Consider the following 15513-nt stretch of genomic DNA (forward strand, 5'->3'; position numbering starts at 1 on the left):
GCCATGAGCGATACCCTTCCCGCGAATAACAGCAATCATCTGCGCGCGATCGAAGCCCTGTACAGCGGCCATCACGGCTGGCTGTACGCCACGCTGCGAAAAAAACTGGGTAACGCCATGGATGCGGCGGATCTGGCGCAGGACACCTTCACTCGCATACTGGCCTCCCAAGTCACGGTCATCGAGCAACCCCGGGCCTACCTGAGCTGCGTGGCCAAGGGCATTCTGGTCAATTGGTATCAGCGCAAGGCACTTGAACGCGCCTACCTTGATGCCCTCGCGCACCTGCCCGCGCCCGAAGTGCCTTCGCCGGAATTGCGCTTCATCGTGCTGGAGACCCTGCACGAGATCGACGCGATGCTCGACACCCTTCCCCCGCTGGTCAAACGCGCATTTTTGCTGTCGCAGATCGGCGGCCTGAAATACGACGACATTGCCGAGCAGTTGAACGTCTCGCTGATCACCGTCAAGCGCTACATGAAGCAAGCCTTCGTGCAGTGCCTGATGCTGGTGGAATAAATGCTCACTCGGCGCAATGACCCGCAGCTCGATCCCAAGGTGCTTGAAGAAGCAGCCGAATGGCTGATGCGCTTGAGTGAAAGCGAGCTCAGCGACGCCGAGCATGCCGAATGGGAATGCTGGAAGGCCAGCACGCCCGAACGTAATCGTGCGTGGTCGCGCGCGCAGTTGCTGCAGAGCAAGCTCGGCGGGCTGCCATCGTCCTTGGCGATGTCGGCACTGGATCGCCCGAGCAATCCCGAACGTCGCGTCGCCCTGGGCAAACTGGCGATGCTCCTGGCCGTTCTGCCTGCCGGTTGGGGCAGCTGGAAACTGGTGGAATCACAGCAATGGTCCGCCGATTACCGGACGGCCGTGGGTCAGCGACGCGAATTGACCCTCGCCGACGGGTCGAACATCACCCTGAATACCGACACCGCCATCGATGTGATCTTCGACGCCAATCAGCGGCTCATCAACGTGCGCGAAGGGGAAATACTGGTGCAGACCGCCCCCGATACTTCGCCGCTGGCACGCCCCTTCCTGGTCAGCACACGCCAGGGCCGAATGCAGGCATTGGGCACGCGATTTACGGTTCGCGAACTGCAGTCCCGCACCCATCTTGCTGTACTGGACGGCGCGGTGAGGGTCGAATTGTCAGATAGCAGCCAAGCAGTCCCGCTGATCATCAACGCCGGACAACGCACCGATTTTTCATCCCGCACGTTTGGCCAGGTGACCCCGACAGACCGCTACGTCGGGGCCTGGACCCAAGGCATGCTCATGGCCGACAAGATGCGTCTTGCGGATTTCGTCGCCGAGCTGGCGCGTTATCGCAGAGGATTCGTGCGGTGTGATCCGACCATTGCCGAGCTGCGCATTTCCGGCGCCTTTCCGATCAGCGATACCCAGCGCACGCTGAACATGCTGGTGCAAACCTACCCGGTACTCGTCACCGGTCACTTGAGCGGTTACTGGGTGACGCTCTCTCCCGCCTGACCTCGTGCCAAAAAAGTTGCCGCAAGGGTGATACTTTTTTTGATCTCAACTGGCAAGGACAGGAACAACCTTTTCACCTCGTCCATAGGTCATCCATTCATGCTCGTTGCGCGGCCCTCACGGCCGGACCGTCTGCTCAAGCCAGTGATTCGCAGTGTGTTGCTCAGCCTTGCCTTGGCCGGTGCCGCGTGCCCGCTTGTCTTGGCCGCCGTACCGTCGCAACAGGACTCCACGGTTGTCCGCGCCTACAACATTGCTCCCGGACCGCTTGGCGCAACCCTGTCGAGTTTTGCCGTGGATGCCGACATTGCCTTGTCGTTCCAGCCCTCGATCACCGAAGGCCTGGTCAGTCCGGGGCTGTCCGGTACTTACTCCACACAGGAGGCGACTACACGGCTGCTGGCCGGAAGTGGCCTGGAAATGGTTTTACGCGACGACGGCAGCTACACCCTGGTGGTACGCCAGTTGACCCTGGAAGAAACGGCGATCAATGGCACCGACCGACGTACCCAAGGCTTGCCCCCGGTGTATCCGGGAGGCCAGGTCGCCAGCGGCGGGCGCCTCGGCATGCTGGGCAATACCGATGTAATGGACGCACCCTTCAGCGTCAGCAACTACACCTCGACGTTGATCAAGGATCAGCAGGCGGTCACCGTGGGCGATGTGCTGGAGCGTGACTCCTCGGTGCGTTCCACGGGACAGACCGGAGGCATAGTCGATTCGTTCTTCATCCGTGGATTTCCGGTCGGTGAAGGCAATCTCGGTGAACTGGCGTTCGACGGGGTTTACGGTGTGGCCTCCAACTACCGGGTGTTCACCGAGTACGTCGAACGCATCGAAGTGGTGAAAGGTCCTGGTGCCCTGCTCTATGGCATGTCACCCAACAGCGCCGTTGGCGGCGTGATCAACGTCGTGCCCAAGCGTTCTCTTGACGAGGATTTGACCCGGTTCACCGCCAGTTACGCCATGGATTCGCAGCTCGGCGGCCACCTCGACGTCAGTCGACGGTTCGGTGAGGAACGCCGGTTCGGTGTTCGGATCAACGGCAGTGTCCAGCAAGGCGACACGGCCATCGACAAGCAAACCCGGGACATCGACATCGGCGCCATCTCCCTGGACTATGCGGGTGATCGCCTGCGGACTACCTTGGACCTGATCAGCCAGAAAGAACAATTTGACGCCGCGTCCCGACCGTTTCTCATCGCTCCCGGCGTACCGATTCCCTCTGCGGCCAACGGTCGTACCAGCGTGAGCCAGGACTGGGGTTGGTCCGAAACCCGTGACCAGTCGGCGTTGTTCGGCGGCGAATACGACCTTGACGATGCCCTGACCGTATTTGCTCACGCCGGTGGCGGCAAATCGGAGGTAGCGCGGATGTCCGATCAGACTCCGACGATCATCAACGCGGCTGGCGACACCTCTTCCATCCCCGGCTACTACAAATTCGAAGTCCAGCGCTACACGGTCGACGCCGGTGCCCGCCTGCGCTTCGACACCGGGCCGGTCAGTCACAGCACCGCCCTGCAAGTCACCCGTTATCGCGATGAGTTGTCCCGAGGCATCATTTCCGGCCCGGTACTACTGTCGAATATCTACCACCCGGCCGACCGTCCAGAACCCTCTATTGCCAAACCGGATACGCCGAAAATCTCCGAGAGCGAACTGTCAGGCGTGGCCCTGGCCGACACCCTTTCAGTGCTGGACGAGCGTTTTCAAGTCACCGTCGGCTTGCGCAAACAGAACATCAAATCCGATAACTTCAATGCGGCCGGGACGGTCACGACCTCCTACGACAAAAGCGCTACCACGCCGTTGTTCGGCGTCGTCGCCAAACCCTGGGACCACGTGTCGTTCTACTACAACTACATCGAAGGCTTGAGCAAGGGTGACACTGCGCCATCCGCGGCCTCGAATGCGGGGGAGATTTTTTCACCTTACATCTCCCGGCAACAGGAAGTCGGGGTCAAGGTCGACTACGGCACCTTCATGTCCACACTCGCCCTGTTCCAGATCAAGAAACCCAGCGGCGAATTGGCCTCTGGCGTGTTCTCGGTACAAGGCGAGCAACGCAATCGCGGTGTGGAGCTCAATGTGTTTGGCGAGATCGCCCCAGGCACCCGCCTGCTCGGTGGCGTGACCCTCCTCGATGGCGAACTGACCAAGTCCGGCGTTGCCGCCAACCGTGGCAATAAACCGGTCGGTGTCCCTGACGTTCAGGCCAACCTCTGGGCCGAATGGGACACGCCGTGGGTCGAGGGCCTGACGCTGACCAGTGGCGCGATCTACACCGCCAGCCAGTACGTGAACCAGGCCAACACCCAGGAACTGGATGCCTGGACCCGCTTCGATGTCGGTGCGCGCTTCGCGACCCGCATTGCGGAACACCCGACCACATTGCGCGCCACCGTGCAGAACGTGTTCGACCGCGAGTATTGGTCGGGCGTCGCCTCGTACGGAGCGTTCTCCCAAGGTTCACCCCGCACCCTGCTGCTGTCGGCCACCGTCGATTTCTGAAACGTCCGGCCCGGCAACTTGAGTCGCTGTCCGGTCCTGACTTCTGCAAAGGAACAAACCATGGTTACCTTCTTCCGACGCCCCCAAACCTTCGCTGCGCTGCTGTTCGCAGGACTGCTGGGCCTGTCGCTGTGCGCTCTGACGCCACGCCACGCGCTCGCCGCCGACCCGGATCCCGCGCTGGGCACGGTGACCGATTTGCTCGGGCGCAAGATCAAGGTTCACCTTCCGGTCAGGCGGGTCATCCTCGGCGAGGGACGCCAGTTGTACCTGGTCGCCGCGCTGGATACGCAAAACCCCATTGAACGCATCGTCGGTTGGCGCAAGGACCTGATCCAGTCGGACCCGGACACCTACGGCGCCTACCTGCGCAAGTTTCCCGCCATCGCCAAGATCCCGACATTCGGCGGGTTTGAAGACGGCACTTTCGACATCGAGCAGGCGATCTCGCAGCAACCCGATGTGATCATCCTCAATATCGAAGCGCAGCACGCCACCGAAGATGCGCGCTACATCGAGAAACTCGACGCCCTGGGGATTCCCGTGGTGTACGTCGACTTTCGCAACAACCCGATGCAAAACACCGAGCCGACCATGCGCCTGTTCGGTCAGCTGTTCGGCAAGGAAGCGCGCGCCGAAGCCTTTATCGATTTTCGCAACCAGCAGATCCATCGCGTCACCGACGTGATTGAGGCGCGCCACCCTTCCCGTCCCAGCGTGTTTATCGAGCGCATCGGTGGCTACACCGATGATTGCTGCCTGAGTTTCGGCAACGAAAATTTCGGCCTTTTTGTCGACATGGCCGGTGGCAACAACATTGCCCGAAACATCATCCCCACCACCTTCGGCCAGCTGAACCCCGAGCAAGTCATCGTCGCCAACCCGGACCAGGTGGTTGTCACCAGTGCCAACTGGGAAGCCTTTGCACCCGGCGGTCATTGGGTCGGCGTCGGCCCCGGTGCAGACATGACCCAAGCCAGGCACAAACTGGCGTGGTACACACAACGCCCTGCCTACGCAGGCATCAAGGCTCAGGACGACCAGTCCTTTCATGCCATCTGGCACCAGTTCTACAACAGTCCCTACCAGTTCGCGGCCATCCAGCAACTGGCGAAATGGTTTCATCCGACGCTGTTTGCCGATCTCGATCCGGACGCGTCATTGCGCGAACTGCATGAGCGATTTCTGCCGGTGCCTTACGAGCCCGGCTACTTCGTCAGCCTGGACAAGCCTGAGGTGAAGCAATGAGCTCATTGAACGAAGCAATGGTCGTTCAACGCGACACCTACCGTCGACTGGTGCTGCGCAAACGCCTGATCCTTGGCGGGCTCCTGGTGTTATTGATTTGCAGCGTGCTGCTTGACCTGGCACTTGGGCCGGCGAGCTACAGCCTCACCGAAGTGCTCGGCGCGCTGTTTTCGCCGGACACCGCTTCAGCGCAAGTACGCGTGGTGATGTGGGAAATCCGTCTGCCCGTGGCGCTGATGGCCGTCGCGGTCGGTGCCGCGTTGTCGTTGGCGGGCGCACAGATGCAGACGATCCTCAACAACCCGCTGGCCAGTCCGTTCACGCTGGGCATTTCTGCTGCCGCCAGTTTCGGCGCCGCCATGGGGCTGGCCTTTGGTGTGGCGCTGTTCCCGCTGGCGGCGCAGTACATGGTGCCGGTGAATGCGTTCATCATGGCCATGCTGTCAGCGCTGCTGATCCACTTCCTGAGCCTGCGCCGGGGTGTCACCGCCGAGACCATCGTGCTGCTCGGCATTGCCCTGGTGTTTACCTTTAATGCGCTGTTGGCCCTGGTGCAGTTCTTTGCCACCGAACAAGCCGTGGCGGCCGTCGTGTTCTGGACCATGGGCAGCCTGACCAAAGCCACCTGGCCGAAACTCGGGGTGATCTGCCTAGTGATCCTGATCACCCTGCCGATCTTTGCCAAACGCGCCTGGGCACTGACGGCCCTGCGGCTGGGCGATGACAAAGCCGCGAGTTTCGGGATCAACGTGCGCAGTCTGCGATTTCAGACGCTGATCATGGTCAGCCTGCTCGCCTCGTTCCCGGTGGCCTTCGTCGGCACCATCGGGTTTATCGGACTGGTCGGCCCACACATTGCGCGGATGCTGATTGGCGAGGATCAACGGTTCTTCCTGCCAGCCTCGTTACTGACCGGTTCGCTGATACTTTCCGCCAGTTCGGTCGTCAGCAAAACCCTGATCCCGGGCGCGATTTTCCCCATCGGCGTCGTCACGTCACTGATCGGCGTGCCGTTCTTCATATCTCTGATTCTCAGCGGGAAGAAAAACTCATGGTGAAGATCCAGCTCGATAACCTCGGCGCCCGTTATGGGCAGCGCGAGATCATTTCAGGCGTCACCACGGCCGCCTTCACGGGGGGTCAGGTGGTTGCCGTGGTCGGTCCGAACGCAGCGGGCAAATCCACCTTGTTCAAACGCATGGCCGGGCTGATTGAAGGGCCGGGCCAGGTCATCCTGCAGGACTCGGAAAAAGGTCATCAGGGCATCAGCTACATGCCGCAGGGCCTGAATGCCAGTGCGCGCCTGACGGTCTACGAATCAGTGCTGCTGGCGCGTAAACAACTGACACCGGGCTGGGTCGTCCACGACGATGAATTGAAGCTCGTCGATGAGATTCTCGGCGCGCTCGGGATTACCGAACTGTCTTTTCGCAACCTCGGTGAACTCAGCGGCGGCCAGCAACAACTGGTATCCATCGCACAAACGCTGGTGCGCGAACCGGAGATCCTGCTGATGGACGAGCCGACCAGCGCGCTGGACATGCACCGGCAAGTGCAAGTGCTGAATTTCATGCGGGCACTGGCTCGAAAACGCGAGGTGATCGTGTTCATCGCGATCCACGATCTGAATCAGGCGTTGCGCTTTGCCGACCAGGTATTGGTGATCGCCAACGGGACGACCCAAGGCAGTGGACCGAGCAACGAAGTGATTACCGAGCGGATGCTGCGTAACGTCTACAAGGTCGAGGCGCGGATAGAAACCTGCAGTCGCGGGCAGCACCATATCCTGATTGACGATATCGTTTGATCGCGTGAGCCATCCCGGATTGAGTGACGTGTCAACCACTGGCGGCCGAGCCGGATTCAACGAGGATCCGGACTCAGGGCTGGCGCTGGACCATTGAGAAAAGCACTCCAGACTTCATAAGCATCGTGATGTCGTTTAGTCGCAACGTCCCAGTCGGGCCCGGAAACACAACGGGATGACACCAGCGTCATCATGCCCATCGTGGCAGCATCCAGTTCGATCAGCAGTGCATGAGAATGGATTCTGAAGTCTTCTAGCGAAGTCATAATGTAAGTCCCAGCGGATATCACCGCTATCGAGAAGCAAGCACCTCTCAGGGTGTTGAGTGCCACCACCCCGAATAATTCATATTTTCCAACGTCATCCTGCAATCACCTGTTGCTCTCCTCGATTGTCCCTTTCTGGTTGACAGTCAAACCGTTTCCACCCTCTTTTTCCCCTTCCTGCAGATCATTAATCTGAGCCCATGTTGAACGAAGCCACTTACCCCTCTCGATAAAGGATTTCATCATGAGCAACGCCACTTACAACCGCCTGAACAAAGACGACGCCGTAGTGTTGATGATCGACCACCAGACAGGTCTGATCTCGCTGGTGCAGGACTTCTCGCCCAACGAGTTCAAAAACAACGTACTGGCCCTCGCTGACGTGGCGAAGTTCTTCGAACTGCCAACCGTCCTGACCACCAGCTTCGAACAAGGTCCCAACGGCCCACTGGTACCGGAGCTCAAGGAAATGTTTCCGGACGCGCCTTACATTGCCCGTCCTGGCCAGATCAACGCCTGGGACAACGAAGACTTCGTCAAGGCGATCAAGGCGACCGGTCGCAAACAGCTGATCATTGCCGGCGTGGTGACCGACGTCTGCGTGACCTTCCCGACGCTGTCGGCCCTGGCTGAAGGGTTTGAAGTGTTCGTGGTCACGGATTCTTCCGGCACCTTCAACACCACCGTGCAACAGGCGGCGTGGAACCGCATGACCCAAGCCGGTGCGCAAATGATGAACTGGTTTTCGGTAGCCTGCGAGTTGCAGGGCGACTGGCGCAACGACATCGAAGGCCTGGGCAACCTGCTGTCCCAGCGCATTCCGAACTACCGCAACCTGATGAACAGCTACTCGGCATTAGCAGCCCGCCAGGCGTAAACCTGACGCGCAAAAACCAAGGCCCGCTTTTGCGGGCTTTTGGCCGTCTCCTGCCTGTACACCCCGATTTTCAATCGAACCCCTCCTACCCCGAAAGGTCTGCATCTGTATTGCCTCTCTGGATTAAGCTGCCATGTCTGCGCACCACAGCCTTGTTGTACTCGCTCGGGGTGGATATGCCGCTCGAGGCGTTCTTTACCTGATCATCGGCATCTTCGCTTTGCTGGCGGCTCAAGACTCGTCTAAACCGAAGGACAGTCACAGGAGCCTCGAGGCCGTATTAAGCCAGCCTTTCGGTTATGTATTGGTCGGATTGGTGGTGGCTGGTCTGCTTGCTTTTGCCTGTTGGCGAGTGTTGCAGGCCATACGCGACGTTGATCATCACGGTAACGATATGAAGGGGCTGGTCATCCGGGCAGGATTGTTCGCAGGAGGTTTGGTCAACGGCGCGCTGGCGTTTTTTGCGTTGGGCTTGCTGATCAGCGGCATCCGAAACTCGGGGGATTCGGGCGGTGGGCAGACTAAGGATCTATTGGCGCATCTGTTGTCCTGGGAACACTCGAATCTATTGGTGTACCTCGTTGCACTCGTCCCTCTCGGCGTGGGCATCGCTCACATCATCAAGGGCTGGAAGTCCACGTTCGAACAATATTTTGAAGCGGACGAAGACGTGATGCGCTACGTCCGCCCGGTCTCTCGGTTCGGCCTTATCGCCCGTGGCGTCGTGTTTATCGAGATCGCCCTGTTGCTGATCATCAGTGGCTCCCGCTATAAAGCCATGGACCCACCCGGCATGAAGGAGGCGCTCGATGCGCTGCAGAATCTGCCGGCCGGCGGCGTGATTTTGATGGTGATGGCCTTGGGCTTGATCGCCTTTTCGGTCTACAGCTTGTCCGAAGCCGCCTGGCGCAAGATCAACATGGATGTGCCTGGCGTACCGGGCGCATAACGGCATGAACGGCATGAACGGCATGAACGGCATGAACGGCCGACAGCATTTTGCAAACCCACACCGCTGACCTCAACCAAAGGACTGATGATGACCTTTCTGATTTTTCTTCTGGCCTGCGCGGCCGCGGCCAGTACAGGCATTCTTTTCAAACCGGGCCAATGGTACGAATCGCTCGTCAAACCCAGCTTCACGCCACCCGATTGGCTGTTCCCGGTCGCCTGGTCGATTATCTATCTGCTGCTGGCCTGGGCCGGGTACCGGTTGTCCCTGATACCTGGAAGTCAGGTGGTGCTGGCGTTATGGGCGGCGCAGATTGCCCTGAATACGCTGTGGACACCGGTGTTCTTTGGCGCGCACCGCATTTTCGCCGCCATGGTGATCCTGGCGCTGCTCTGGCTGGTGGTGGCAGCCATGGTGGTGATGGCAATGCGGCTGGATGTGATCACGGGCCTGATCCTGTTTCCTTACCTGGTGTGGCTGTGTGTAGCGGCTGCGTTGAATTTCTCCATCTTGCGCAATAACCGCTGATGGAGCATTCCGAACTCGCTACTCAAACACCTTGGCCTGCTGGCGAGCAGACGTGGGAGCAAGTGCGCAACTTCAACAAGAAGCTCGCCTGGTTGCCGCGCTTTCGCATCCGCAATCGCATCACGCCTCGGGTGATCCAGACGCTGCTGCGCGCCAGCCAGATCGGCGGCGCGGGTCTATTGCTCAAGCATGGGCTCAAGGCTGAAACAAAGGTGATTGGTGCGGGCGGCGGCGTGCCAGTGTCCGTACGGATCATCCGGCCGAAAGGCAAAGCAAAGGGCGTTGTGCTTGATTTCCATGGCGGCGGATGGGTGATCGGCAATGCGCAGATGAATGACGCCTTTAACGTGGCCATGGTGAATACGTGCAACGTCGCAGTCGTCTCGGTCGATTACCGGCTTGCCGTATCGACTCCGATTGAAGGCCTGATGGAAGACTGCCTTTCTGCCGCTCGCTGGTTACTGAAGGACTGCACCGAGTTTGCGGATCAGCCCGTCATTGTCGTGGGCGAATCGGCCGGGGCTCATCTTGCGGCGGCAACGTTGCTGTCGCTGAAACAATCGCCCGGCTTGCTGCAAAGGGTGCGCGGCGCGCTGTTGTATTACGGCGTCTATGATTTGACCGGAACACCGAGCGTCCGCGCAGCGCCCCCCGAAACGCTGCTGCTGGACGGTCCTGGCATGGTTGAAGCGTTTCGCATGCTGACGCCGGGCCTGAATGACGAGGAACGCCGGCAGCCACCGTTATCACCGCTGTACGGCGACTTTACGGATTTCCCGCCGGCGCTGCTGTTTGCCGGCGAGCTGGATCCCCTGAGAGACGACACTCTCGACATCGCCGAGCGCTGGAGGCAATCGGCACCTGTCGAGGTGCACTTGCTGCCGTCTTCTCCCCACGGGTTCATTCATTTTCCGACGGCGATTGCACGGAGCGTGCTTGCGTATAGCCGGCAGTGGATAACGGCTCGAATCGACGGGTGAGGCCATTCCGCTGTGACTCACGATTCGCCGTCAACCAGCCTCACCCTGTGGCAGTCAGAGGGTCCGAGTTTATGCCCACTTGATGAACGAACATCCATCGGCATCAGAGGTTGGCCAGACGCGTTGTCCAGCAGTACAGAACGCGTCTCCTGGGGCTGGAACAGGTAACGTTCGCCCCACTGCCTCATGCTGACCACCACCGGAAAGATCTCCCGTCCTTTGTCCGTCAGGACGTACTCCTTGTAGGCGCTTCCATCTGATGCGGGTCGAACGTCGAATACCCCGACCTCAACCAAGGTTTTCAGGCGCGAAGCCAGAATATTTTTGGCCACGCCCAAGCTCTTCTGAAATTCACTGAAGCGGCGAATGTCGTCAAAAGCGTCGCGAATGATCATGAGCGACCAGCGATCCCCGATGGCCTCCAGTGTTCTCGCTACCGGGCATTCGCTGCTCTGCGGTGAAATGCCTTCAACCATCGTATTTACCTTTTGGATAAGGGTTGCCAAGTCTGCCGACCAAGCTGGTTGCAATTTGAAACTTGATTCAGCAATATTCGAATCCAGTTTTTATTTGAAACCAGTTTAACGCCATGGAGGCGTGCATGACAGCAGATACCGACACAGTCGCCCAACGTAGCACCAGGCAGCCTTCGGGATTGCCGCCTGGGGAAACCAGGACCGACCAGTCTGCGGGGCTTTCTCCGGCGCTCACGTTATTGTTTTCGGTCACCTGCGCACTGGCCGTCGCCAACGTCTACTTTGCCCAACCCTTGCTCGCTTCAATGGCTGAAAGCCTTGGCGTCAGCTCAGGATTGATCGGAGTCGTGGTGACGGCCACTCAGGCTGGATACGCACTGGGGTTGCTGTTCATCGTACCGCTGGGCGACCGGGTCAACCGTAAAAGGCTGATTTTGACCCAAGTGATACTGTCTGCCATTACGCTGGCGGCCGTCGGCGCCTCACAGCAATGGCTGGCGCTTTTGGGCACCATGATGGTGATGGGTTTACTGGCCGTGGTGGTTCAGGTGCTTGTCGCCTATGCCGCCGCGCTGGCAACGCCCTCGCAACGTGGGCAGGCAGTGGGGACCATCACCAGCGGAGTTGTCCTGGGCATTCTGCTGGCGCGGTTTACCTCTGGACTGATTGCAGACATCGCTGGCTGGCGCGCCGTTTATTTCGTTTCCTCAGGATTGATGCTGAGCCTCGCGGTGGTGCTATGGAAGTCGGTGCCTGCCGCCGTGTCGGCACGCAATCAGGACACCTACCCAGCGCTCATCGGGTCGCTCTTCAAGCTGTTCATGACCGAACCGGTTTTACGGATCAGGGGTTTGTTGGCCTTGCTGATCTTCGCTGCGTTTTCCGTGCTGTGGACCGCCATGGTGCTACCGCTGAGCGCCCCACCACTGTCGCTTTCACACACCGCCATCGGCATGTTTGGCCTGGCCGGCGTCGCCGGTGCCCTGGCGGCGAGAAGAGCCGGCCAGTGGGCCGATAGAGGTTGGGGACAACGCGTGACCGGCATTTCGCTGGGGCTGCTGACGCTTTCCTGGTTGCCCATTACTTTTGCCGAGACGTCCTTAGTCGCTCTGGTCTGCGGCGTGGTCGTGCTCGATTTCGCGGTGCAAGCCGTACACGTCACCAACCAGAGCTTCATTTTTGCGGCACGCCCCGACGCCCAAAGTCGCATGGTCGGCGCCTACATGTGCTTCTACTCGGTCGGCAGCGCGTTGGGCGCGGCAGCCGCGACCCAGGTTTATGCGCTCTGGGGCTGGACGGCAGTGAGCCTGCTGGGCACGTTGATCAGCGCTGCGGCTTTGGCGCTGTGGGCTCTTACGAGTCATCTCTCACCAACCATTCAAGGAAGATCAGCATGAAAGCCGGACACCTGCTGCTCGCCATCACGATTACAGCCATTTGGGGCGTGAATTTCTCGGTGATCAAACTGGGCCTCACCACCGTTGACCCGCTGATTCTTGCCGGCATTCGCTTTACGCTTTGCGCACTGCCAGCGATCTTTTTTATTCCGAAACCCGACGTACAGTGGCGCTACATCATTGGTTATGGTCTGGTCTTCGGCATCGGACTCTGGGGCGTCGTCAACCTTGGCATCAAGTCGGGCCTCTCCGCAGGCATCGCTTCGCTGGTGCTTCAGTTCAGCGCGTTTTTCACGATCCTGCTGGGCTCATGGATTTTCAAGGAAAGGATTTCCCGCTACCAACTGGCGGGCATGGGCATCGCCTCCTGTGGCTTGCTGAGCATCATCTCGATTGTTGACGGGACAGTGACGACCGCCGGGCTGATCCTGGTCCTGCTGGGTGCGGTGGCCTGGAGTGCGGCTAACGTGATCAACAAAAAAGCCAGGACCACTCAGGTCTTCGCTTTCCTGGTGTGGTCCAGTGCGTTTTCACCCATCCCGCTTTTTGCGCTTGATTACGCGGTCAACGGCTCGACGGGTTACAGCGCGTTGGTGAATCAACTCGACTACCGTGCCGTCCTGTCGATCCTGTTCCAGGTCTACCCCAATACCCTGTTCGGCTACTGGGTGTGGAATTCACTGCTGAAACGATACCCGGTGTCTACCGTCGCGCCGTTGTCGTTATTGGTGCCGGTGTTCGGCCTGATGGGTTCAGTCCTGATTTTCCATGAGAGCCTGTCCCTCAACAAAATCGTTGCTGTCGTTCTCATTGTGTCGGGGCTTGGCGTCGGGTTATACGGACAGCGTGTCCTCCGTGCCGTGCTCAGGCATCAACCGGGTTGATCCGCGACCGTGATCTGCGTCAGCCCTACCCGCTCGGCCTGTTGCAGAATCTGCGCCGGCGTCGCGTCTGCGGTGGGCATCATCAGGCTGTTCTCAGCGTCCCCATAATGCAGCTGTAGCAAGTGCATCGCGGCCTCATGGACGGGCAACTGAGGCTGTTCCAGTTCAAACAGGTAGGTGCGGGGTTCGCCGTTGAACAGGTAATTCAGGGTCCATTCGTGCATGGTGGAATCCTCTTATTGGAAAAGTGCAGCTGATTATCCTGACTTAACGATCAGCTTTTCGTTCAACTCTTCGACCAGGAAACAGCCATAGGAAAACTCGTCGAACTCTGATGGAGCCGTCGTTACCATGGACATCGTTTCAACAGGAGGAATGCAATGGAGCTGAAGTTCAGTCACGTCGATGTACTGGTCAAGAATCTCGAGGAAGCCTGCGCTTACTACGCACAGATTCTGCAAGCCAGGATCTCTAAAACGCTGGTCTGGGAACGCGGTGGCCTGCACGTGCGCTACGCGATTGCGTTGATCGGGCAGGAGCGTTTCATGCTGGTGCAGCCGTTGGCGGGGAACCTGAAGGATCTGCTGGATTGCGCGGGCGAAGGCATGATTTACCGCCACTGCTACTCCACACCGGACATCGAGAAGGCCTATGACGACTTGATCGCCGCGGGTGTTCAGCCAGAAGACGAAAACGGAAAACCACTTGCCCGCGCGAACCTGCAATCCCCGTCAGGGACCCGCATCATCTGGTTGCCCAAGCGCTTCGGGCACTTCTCCATCGAGATATTGGAAGACAAGGCGCTGGAGGCATTTATCGAGGAGGCGTTTGCCTGAGAGAGGCTGCGGCGAATGTCCGCTTTCGCCCCGCCCAGTCACTGTCGCACTTTAGCGGCCGTCAGTCGTAGAACGGCTCAACCGACACCCGACTGCCGACAAAAAAGCTGTCGGCCACCAACCGCAGCGGCTGGAGGTCCAGGTCGCTGGCTTTGTCGCCAATCAGCTGTTGGAAATGTCGATACACCGCCGCGTACTCGCCCTCCTCCGAGACGGCCTGGCGCACGCCGTCGATAGTCAGGAGTGCACCACCGTTGTCCAGGCGCAGGGTGCCTTCGGTGCTGCGGATTTCGATGCTCCAGAGTTCGTCATGACCGTGGTCGAAATCGAACTCCGCGCGGACATCGAGGTGACGCGCGTCAGACATTTTGATCGAAGCGGCAATCGGCGACTGGCAGTTATTGGGGACTCGCAGTTCGGCAGACTCGACGAACAGCGGCAGCGCCAGCAAATGGGTGACGATCGACAAGGCATTGATGCCCGGATCGAAGACGCCCAGGCCTCCGGGTTGCCAGATCCAGGCCTGGCCGGGGTGCCACTTGCGCACGTCTTCCTTCCAGTCGATCTGCACGCTTTGCAGGGTGCGGGTGGCCAACCAATCACGGGCGGCCTCGATACCCGGCGCGTAGCGTGAATGCCAGGCGAACAAACCGCTGACGCCTTGTTCTTCGGCCTGGCTCACCAACGCCATCGCCTCACCCAACGTGGCGCACGGTGGTTTTTCTACCAGCACGTGTTTGCCTGCAGCCAGCGCTTGTTGCACCAAAGCAAATCGTCCCTGCGGCGGTGTGCAAAACGCAATCGCATCGACCTGAGGGCCGTTTTCGAGCAGTTCGCTCAGGGACTTGAAGTTCTCGACCCCGGCGCAAGGCTGCCCTTGCGTGGCGACAGACACCAACTGGAACGCGGGGTTGGCGTGGATAGCGGGAACGTGTTGATCCTGGGCAATCTTGCCGTAGCCCACCAGACCGAGACGGATCGGTTGCATCGATGACTCCTGATTGTTTTTGTATTGGTACGCAAGCCGGCAAGATTACGTTTGTACAGCGGGGAAGTCATTGACGACGTGCTGATGCTGCACCCAAGCGGCGAGCTTGAACGCTGCCAGCGCCTGGAAACGACCTTTACCCGGGTCCGCCAGCTATTGCCAACCGCCTCCAGCAGCGCTCTGCGCCGCCCATTCGGCGAGCCTCCTAAGAAGGCTGCTATGTGCGCCAGCGAACAGACGAACAGCCCTTCAGGTCTCCACAC

16 protein-coding genes are annotated in these 15513 nt (G+C 59.5%); 13 read left to right on the plus strand and 3 right to left on the minus strand.

What is annotated here, in order from left to right; translation table 11 throughout:
• Positions 1 to 3 precede the first annotated feature (3 nt).
• From ACA053_RS16445 to ACA053_RS16490, 10 genes are all read left to right on the plus strand, one after another.
• Positions 4 to 519: a sigma-70 family RNA polymerase sigma factor gene (locus tag ACA053_RS16445; RefSeq protein WP_109632323.1), complete on the plus strand. Its 516-nt coding sequence runs from the start codon at positions 4 to 6 to the stop codon at positions 517 to 519.
• Complete coding sequence (locus tag ACA053_RS16450; RefSeq protein WP_497393113.1) at positions 520 to 1497, plus strand: FecR domain-containing protein; 978 nt, start codon at positions 520 to 522, stop codon at positions 1495 to 1497.
• Between the two features lie 99 nt (positions 1498 to 1596).
• Entirely contained in the window at positions 1597 to 4011 is a 2415-nt protein-coding gene (locus ACA053_RS16455) for a TonB-dependent siderophore receptor (RefSeq protein ID WP_497393114.1), read from the plus strand.
• Between the two features lie 60 nt (positions 4012 to 4071).
• A complete protein-coding gene (locus tag ACA053_RS16460; protein ID WP_497311792.1) occupies positions 4072 to 5259 on the plus strand; it encodes an ABC transporter substrate-binding protein in 1188 nt (395 codons plus the stop codon).
• Entirely contained in the window at positions 5256 to 6317 is a 1062-nt protein-coding gene (locus ACA053_RS16465) for a FecCD family ABC transporter permease (protein ID WP_109632332.1), read from the plus strand. The genes ACA053_RS16460 and ACA053_RS16465 overlap by 4 nt, the downstream gene beginning before the upstream one ends.
• The gene (locus tag ACA053_RS16470; protein WP_497393115.1) at positions 6311 to 7066 is read left to right on the plus strand and encodes an ABC transporter ATP-binding protein; all 756 of its coding nucleotides are present in this window, start codon (positions 6311 to 6313) and stop codon (positions 7064 to 7066) included. Before ACA053_RS16465 ends, ACA053_RS16470 begins: the two co-directional genes overlap by 7 nt.
• Before the next feature lie 510 nt (positions 7067 to 7576).
• Positions 7577 to 8209, plus strand: coding sequence for an isochorismate family cysteine hydrolase YcaC (gene ycaC / locus ACA053_RS16475; RefSeq protein WP_105348963.1), 633 nt, complete (start codon positions 7577 to 7579; stop codon positions 8207 to 8209).
• 133 nt (positions 8210 to 8342) lie between these two features.
• A complete protein-coding gene (locus tag ACA053_RS16480; RefSeq protein WP_497311793.1) occupies positions 8343 to 9158 on the plus strand; it encodes a DUF1206 domain-containing protein in 816 nt (271 codons plus the stop codon).
• 90 nt (positions 9159 to 9248) lie between these two features.
• A complete protein-coding gene (tspO, locus tag ACA053_RS16485) occupies positions 9249 to 9689 on the plus strand; it encodes a tryptophan-rich sensory protein TspO (protein ID WP_497393116.1) in 441 nt (146 codons plus the stop codon).
• A complete protein-coding gene (locus ACA053_RS16490; RefSeq protein WP_497311794.1) occupies positions 9689 to 10669 on the plus strand; it encodes an alpha/beta hydrolase in 981 nt (326 codons plus the stop codon). Before tspO ends, ACA053_RS16490 begins: the two co-directional genes overlap by 1 nt.
• Before the next feature lie 17 nt (positions 10670 to 10686).
• Here ACA053_RS16490 and ACA053_RS16495 read toward each other — a convergent pair whose 3' ends face one another.
• Entirely contained in the window at positions 10687 to 11145 is a 459-nt protein-coding gene (locus ACA053_RS16495) for a winged helix-turn-helix transcriptional regulator (protein ID WP_109632341.1), read from the minus strand.
• A gap of 125 nt (positions 11146 to 11270) precedes the next feature.
• Between ACA053_RS16495 and ACA053_RS16500 the strand changes: the two genes are divergently transcribed.
• Positions 11271 to 12542 (plus strand): MFS transporter, encoded by a 1272-nt coding sequence (locus tag ACA053_RS16500; RefSeq protein ID WP_497393117.1) that lies wholly within the window; start codon positions 11271 to 11273, stop codon positions 12540 to 12542.
• Positions 12539 to 13426 (plus strand): EamA family transporter, encoded by an 888-nt coding sequence (locus ACA053_RS16505; RefSeq protein WP_497393118.1) that lies wholly within the window; start codon positions 12539 to 12541, stop codon positions 13424 to 13426. The genes ACA053_RS16500 and ACA053_RS16505 overlap by 4 nt, the downstream gene beginning before the upstream one ends.
• On the opposite strand, the gene ACA053_RS16510 is transcribed toward ACA053_RS16505, so the two are convergent.
• Positions 13414 to 13650 carry a hypothetical protein gene (locus tag ACA053_RS16510; protein ID WP_109632345.1) on the minus strand — a complete coding sequence of 79 codons (237 nt, stop codon included), beginning with the start codon at positions 13648 to 13650 and terminating at the stop codon, positions 13414 to 13416. The genes ACA053_RS16505 and ACA053_RS16510 overlap by 13 nt on opposite strands.
• Positions 13651 to 13806: 156 nt before the next feature.
• Here ACA053_RS16510 and ACA053_RS16515 point away from each other — a divergent pair, with 156 nt between their 5' ends.
• Positions 13807 to 14262, plus strand: coding sequence for a VOC family protein (locus ACA053_RS16515; protein WP_109632346.1), 456 nt, complete (start codon positions 13807 to 13809; stop codon positions 14260 to 14262).
• Positions 14263 to 14323: 61 nt separating this feature from the next.
• On the opposite strand, the gene ACA053_RS16520 is transcribed toward ACA053_RS16515, so the two are convergent.
• Entirely contained in the window at positions 14324 to 15250 is a 927-nt protein-coding gene (locus ACA053_RS16520) for a Gfo/Idh/MocA family protein (protein WP_109632348.1), read from the minus strand.
• Positions 15251 to 15513: the final 263 nt, after the last annotated feature.

It is taken from the genome of Pseudomonas sp. LBUM1672 (assembly GCF_059695655.1).

What these genes read in the sequence shown, in the direction of transcription:
- ACA053_RS16445 (WP_109632323.1), top strand. Translation starts at nt 4, where the DNA reads ATGAGCGATACCCTTCCCGCGAATAACAGCAATCATCTGCGCGCGATC.
- ACA053_RS16450 (WP_497393113.1), top strand. Translation starts at nt 520, where the DNA reads ATGCTCACTCGGCGCAATGACCCGCAGCTCGATCCCAAGGTGCTTGAA.
- ACA053_RS16455 (WP_497393114.1), top strand. Translation starts at nt 1,597, where the DNA reads ATGCTCGTTGCGCGGCCCTCACGGCCGGACCGTCTGCTCAAGCCAGTG.
- ACA053_RS16460 (WP_497311792.1), top strand. Translation starts at nt 4,072, where the DNA reads ATGGTTACCTTCTTCCGACGCCCCCAAACCTTCGCTGCGCTGCTGTTC.
- ACA053_RS16465 (WP_109632332.1), top strand. Translation starts at nt 5,256, where the DNA reads ATGAGCTCATTGAACGAAGCAATGGTCGTTCAACGCGACACCTACCGT.
- ACA053_RS16470 (WP_497393115.1), top strand. Translation starts at nt 6,311, where the DNA reads ATGGTGAAGATCCAGCTCGATAACCTCGGCGCCCGTTATGGGCAGCGC.
- ycaC (WP_105348963.1), top strand. Translation starts at nt 7,577, where the DNA reads ATGAGCAACGCCACTTACAACCGCCTGAACAAAGACGACGCCGTAGTG.
- ACA053_RS16480 (WP_497311793.1), top strand. Translation starts at nt 8,343, where the DNA reads ATGTCTGCGCACCACAGCCTTGTTGTACTCGCTCGGGGTGGATATGCC.
- tspO (WP_497393116.1), top strand. Translation starts at nt 9,249, where the DNA reads ATGACCTTTCTGATTTTTCTTCTGGCCTGCGCGGCCGCGGCCAGTACA.
- ACA053_RS16490 (WP_497311794.1), top strand. Translation starts at nt 9,689, where the DNA reads ATGGAGCATTCCGAACTCGCTACTCAAACACCTTGGCCTGCTGGCGAG.
- ACA053_RS16495 (WP_109632341.1), bottom strand. Translation starts at nt 11,145, where the DNA reads ATGGTTGAAGGCATTTCACCGCAGAGCAGCGAATGCCCGGTAGCGAGA.
- ACA053_RS16500 (WP_497393117.1), top strand. Translation starts at nt 11,271, where the DNA reads ATGACAGCAGATACCGACACAGTCGCCCAACGTAGCACCAGGCAGCCT.
- ACA053_RS16505 (WP_497393118.1), top strand. Translation starts at nt 12,539, where the DNA reads ATGAAAGCCGGACACCTGCTGCTCGCCATCACGATTACAGCCATTTGG.
- ACA053_RS16510 (WP_109632345.1), bottom strand. Translation starts at nt 13,650, where the DNA reads ATGCACGAATGGACCCTGAATTACCTGTTCAACGGCGAACCCCGCACC.
- ACA053_RS16515 (WP_109632346.1), top strand. Translation starts at nt 13,807, where the DNA reads ATGGAGCTGAAGTTCAGTCACGTCGATGTACTGGTCAAGAATCTCGAG.
- ACA053_RS16520 (WP_109632348.1), bottom strand. Translation starts at nt 15,250, where the DNA reads ATGCAACCGATCCGTCTCGGTCTGGTGGGCTACGGCAAGATTGCCCAG.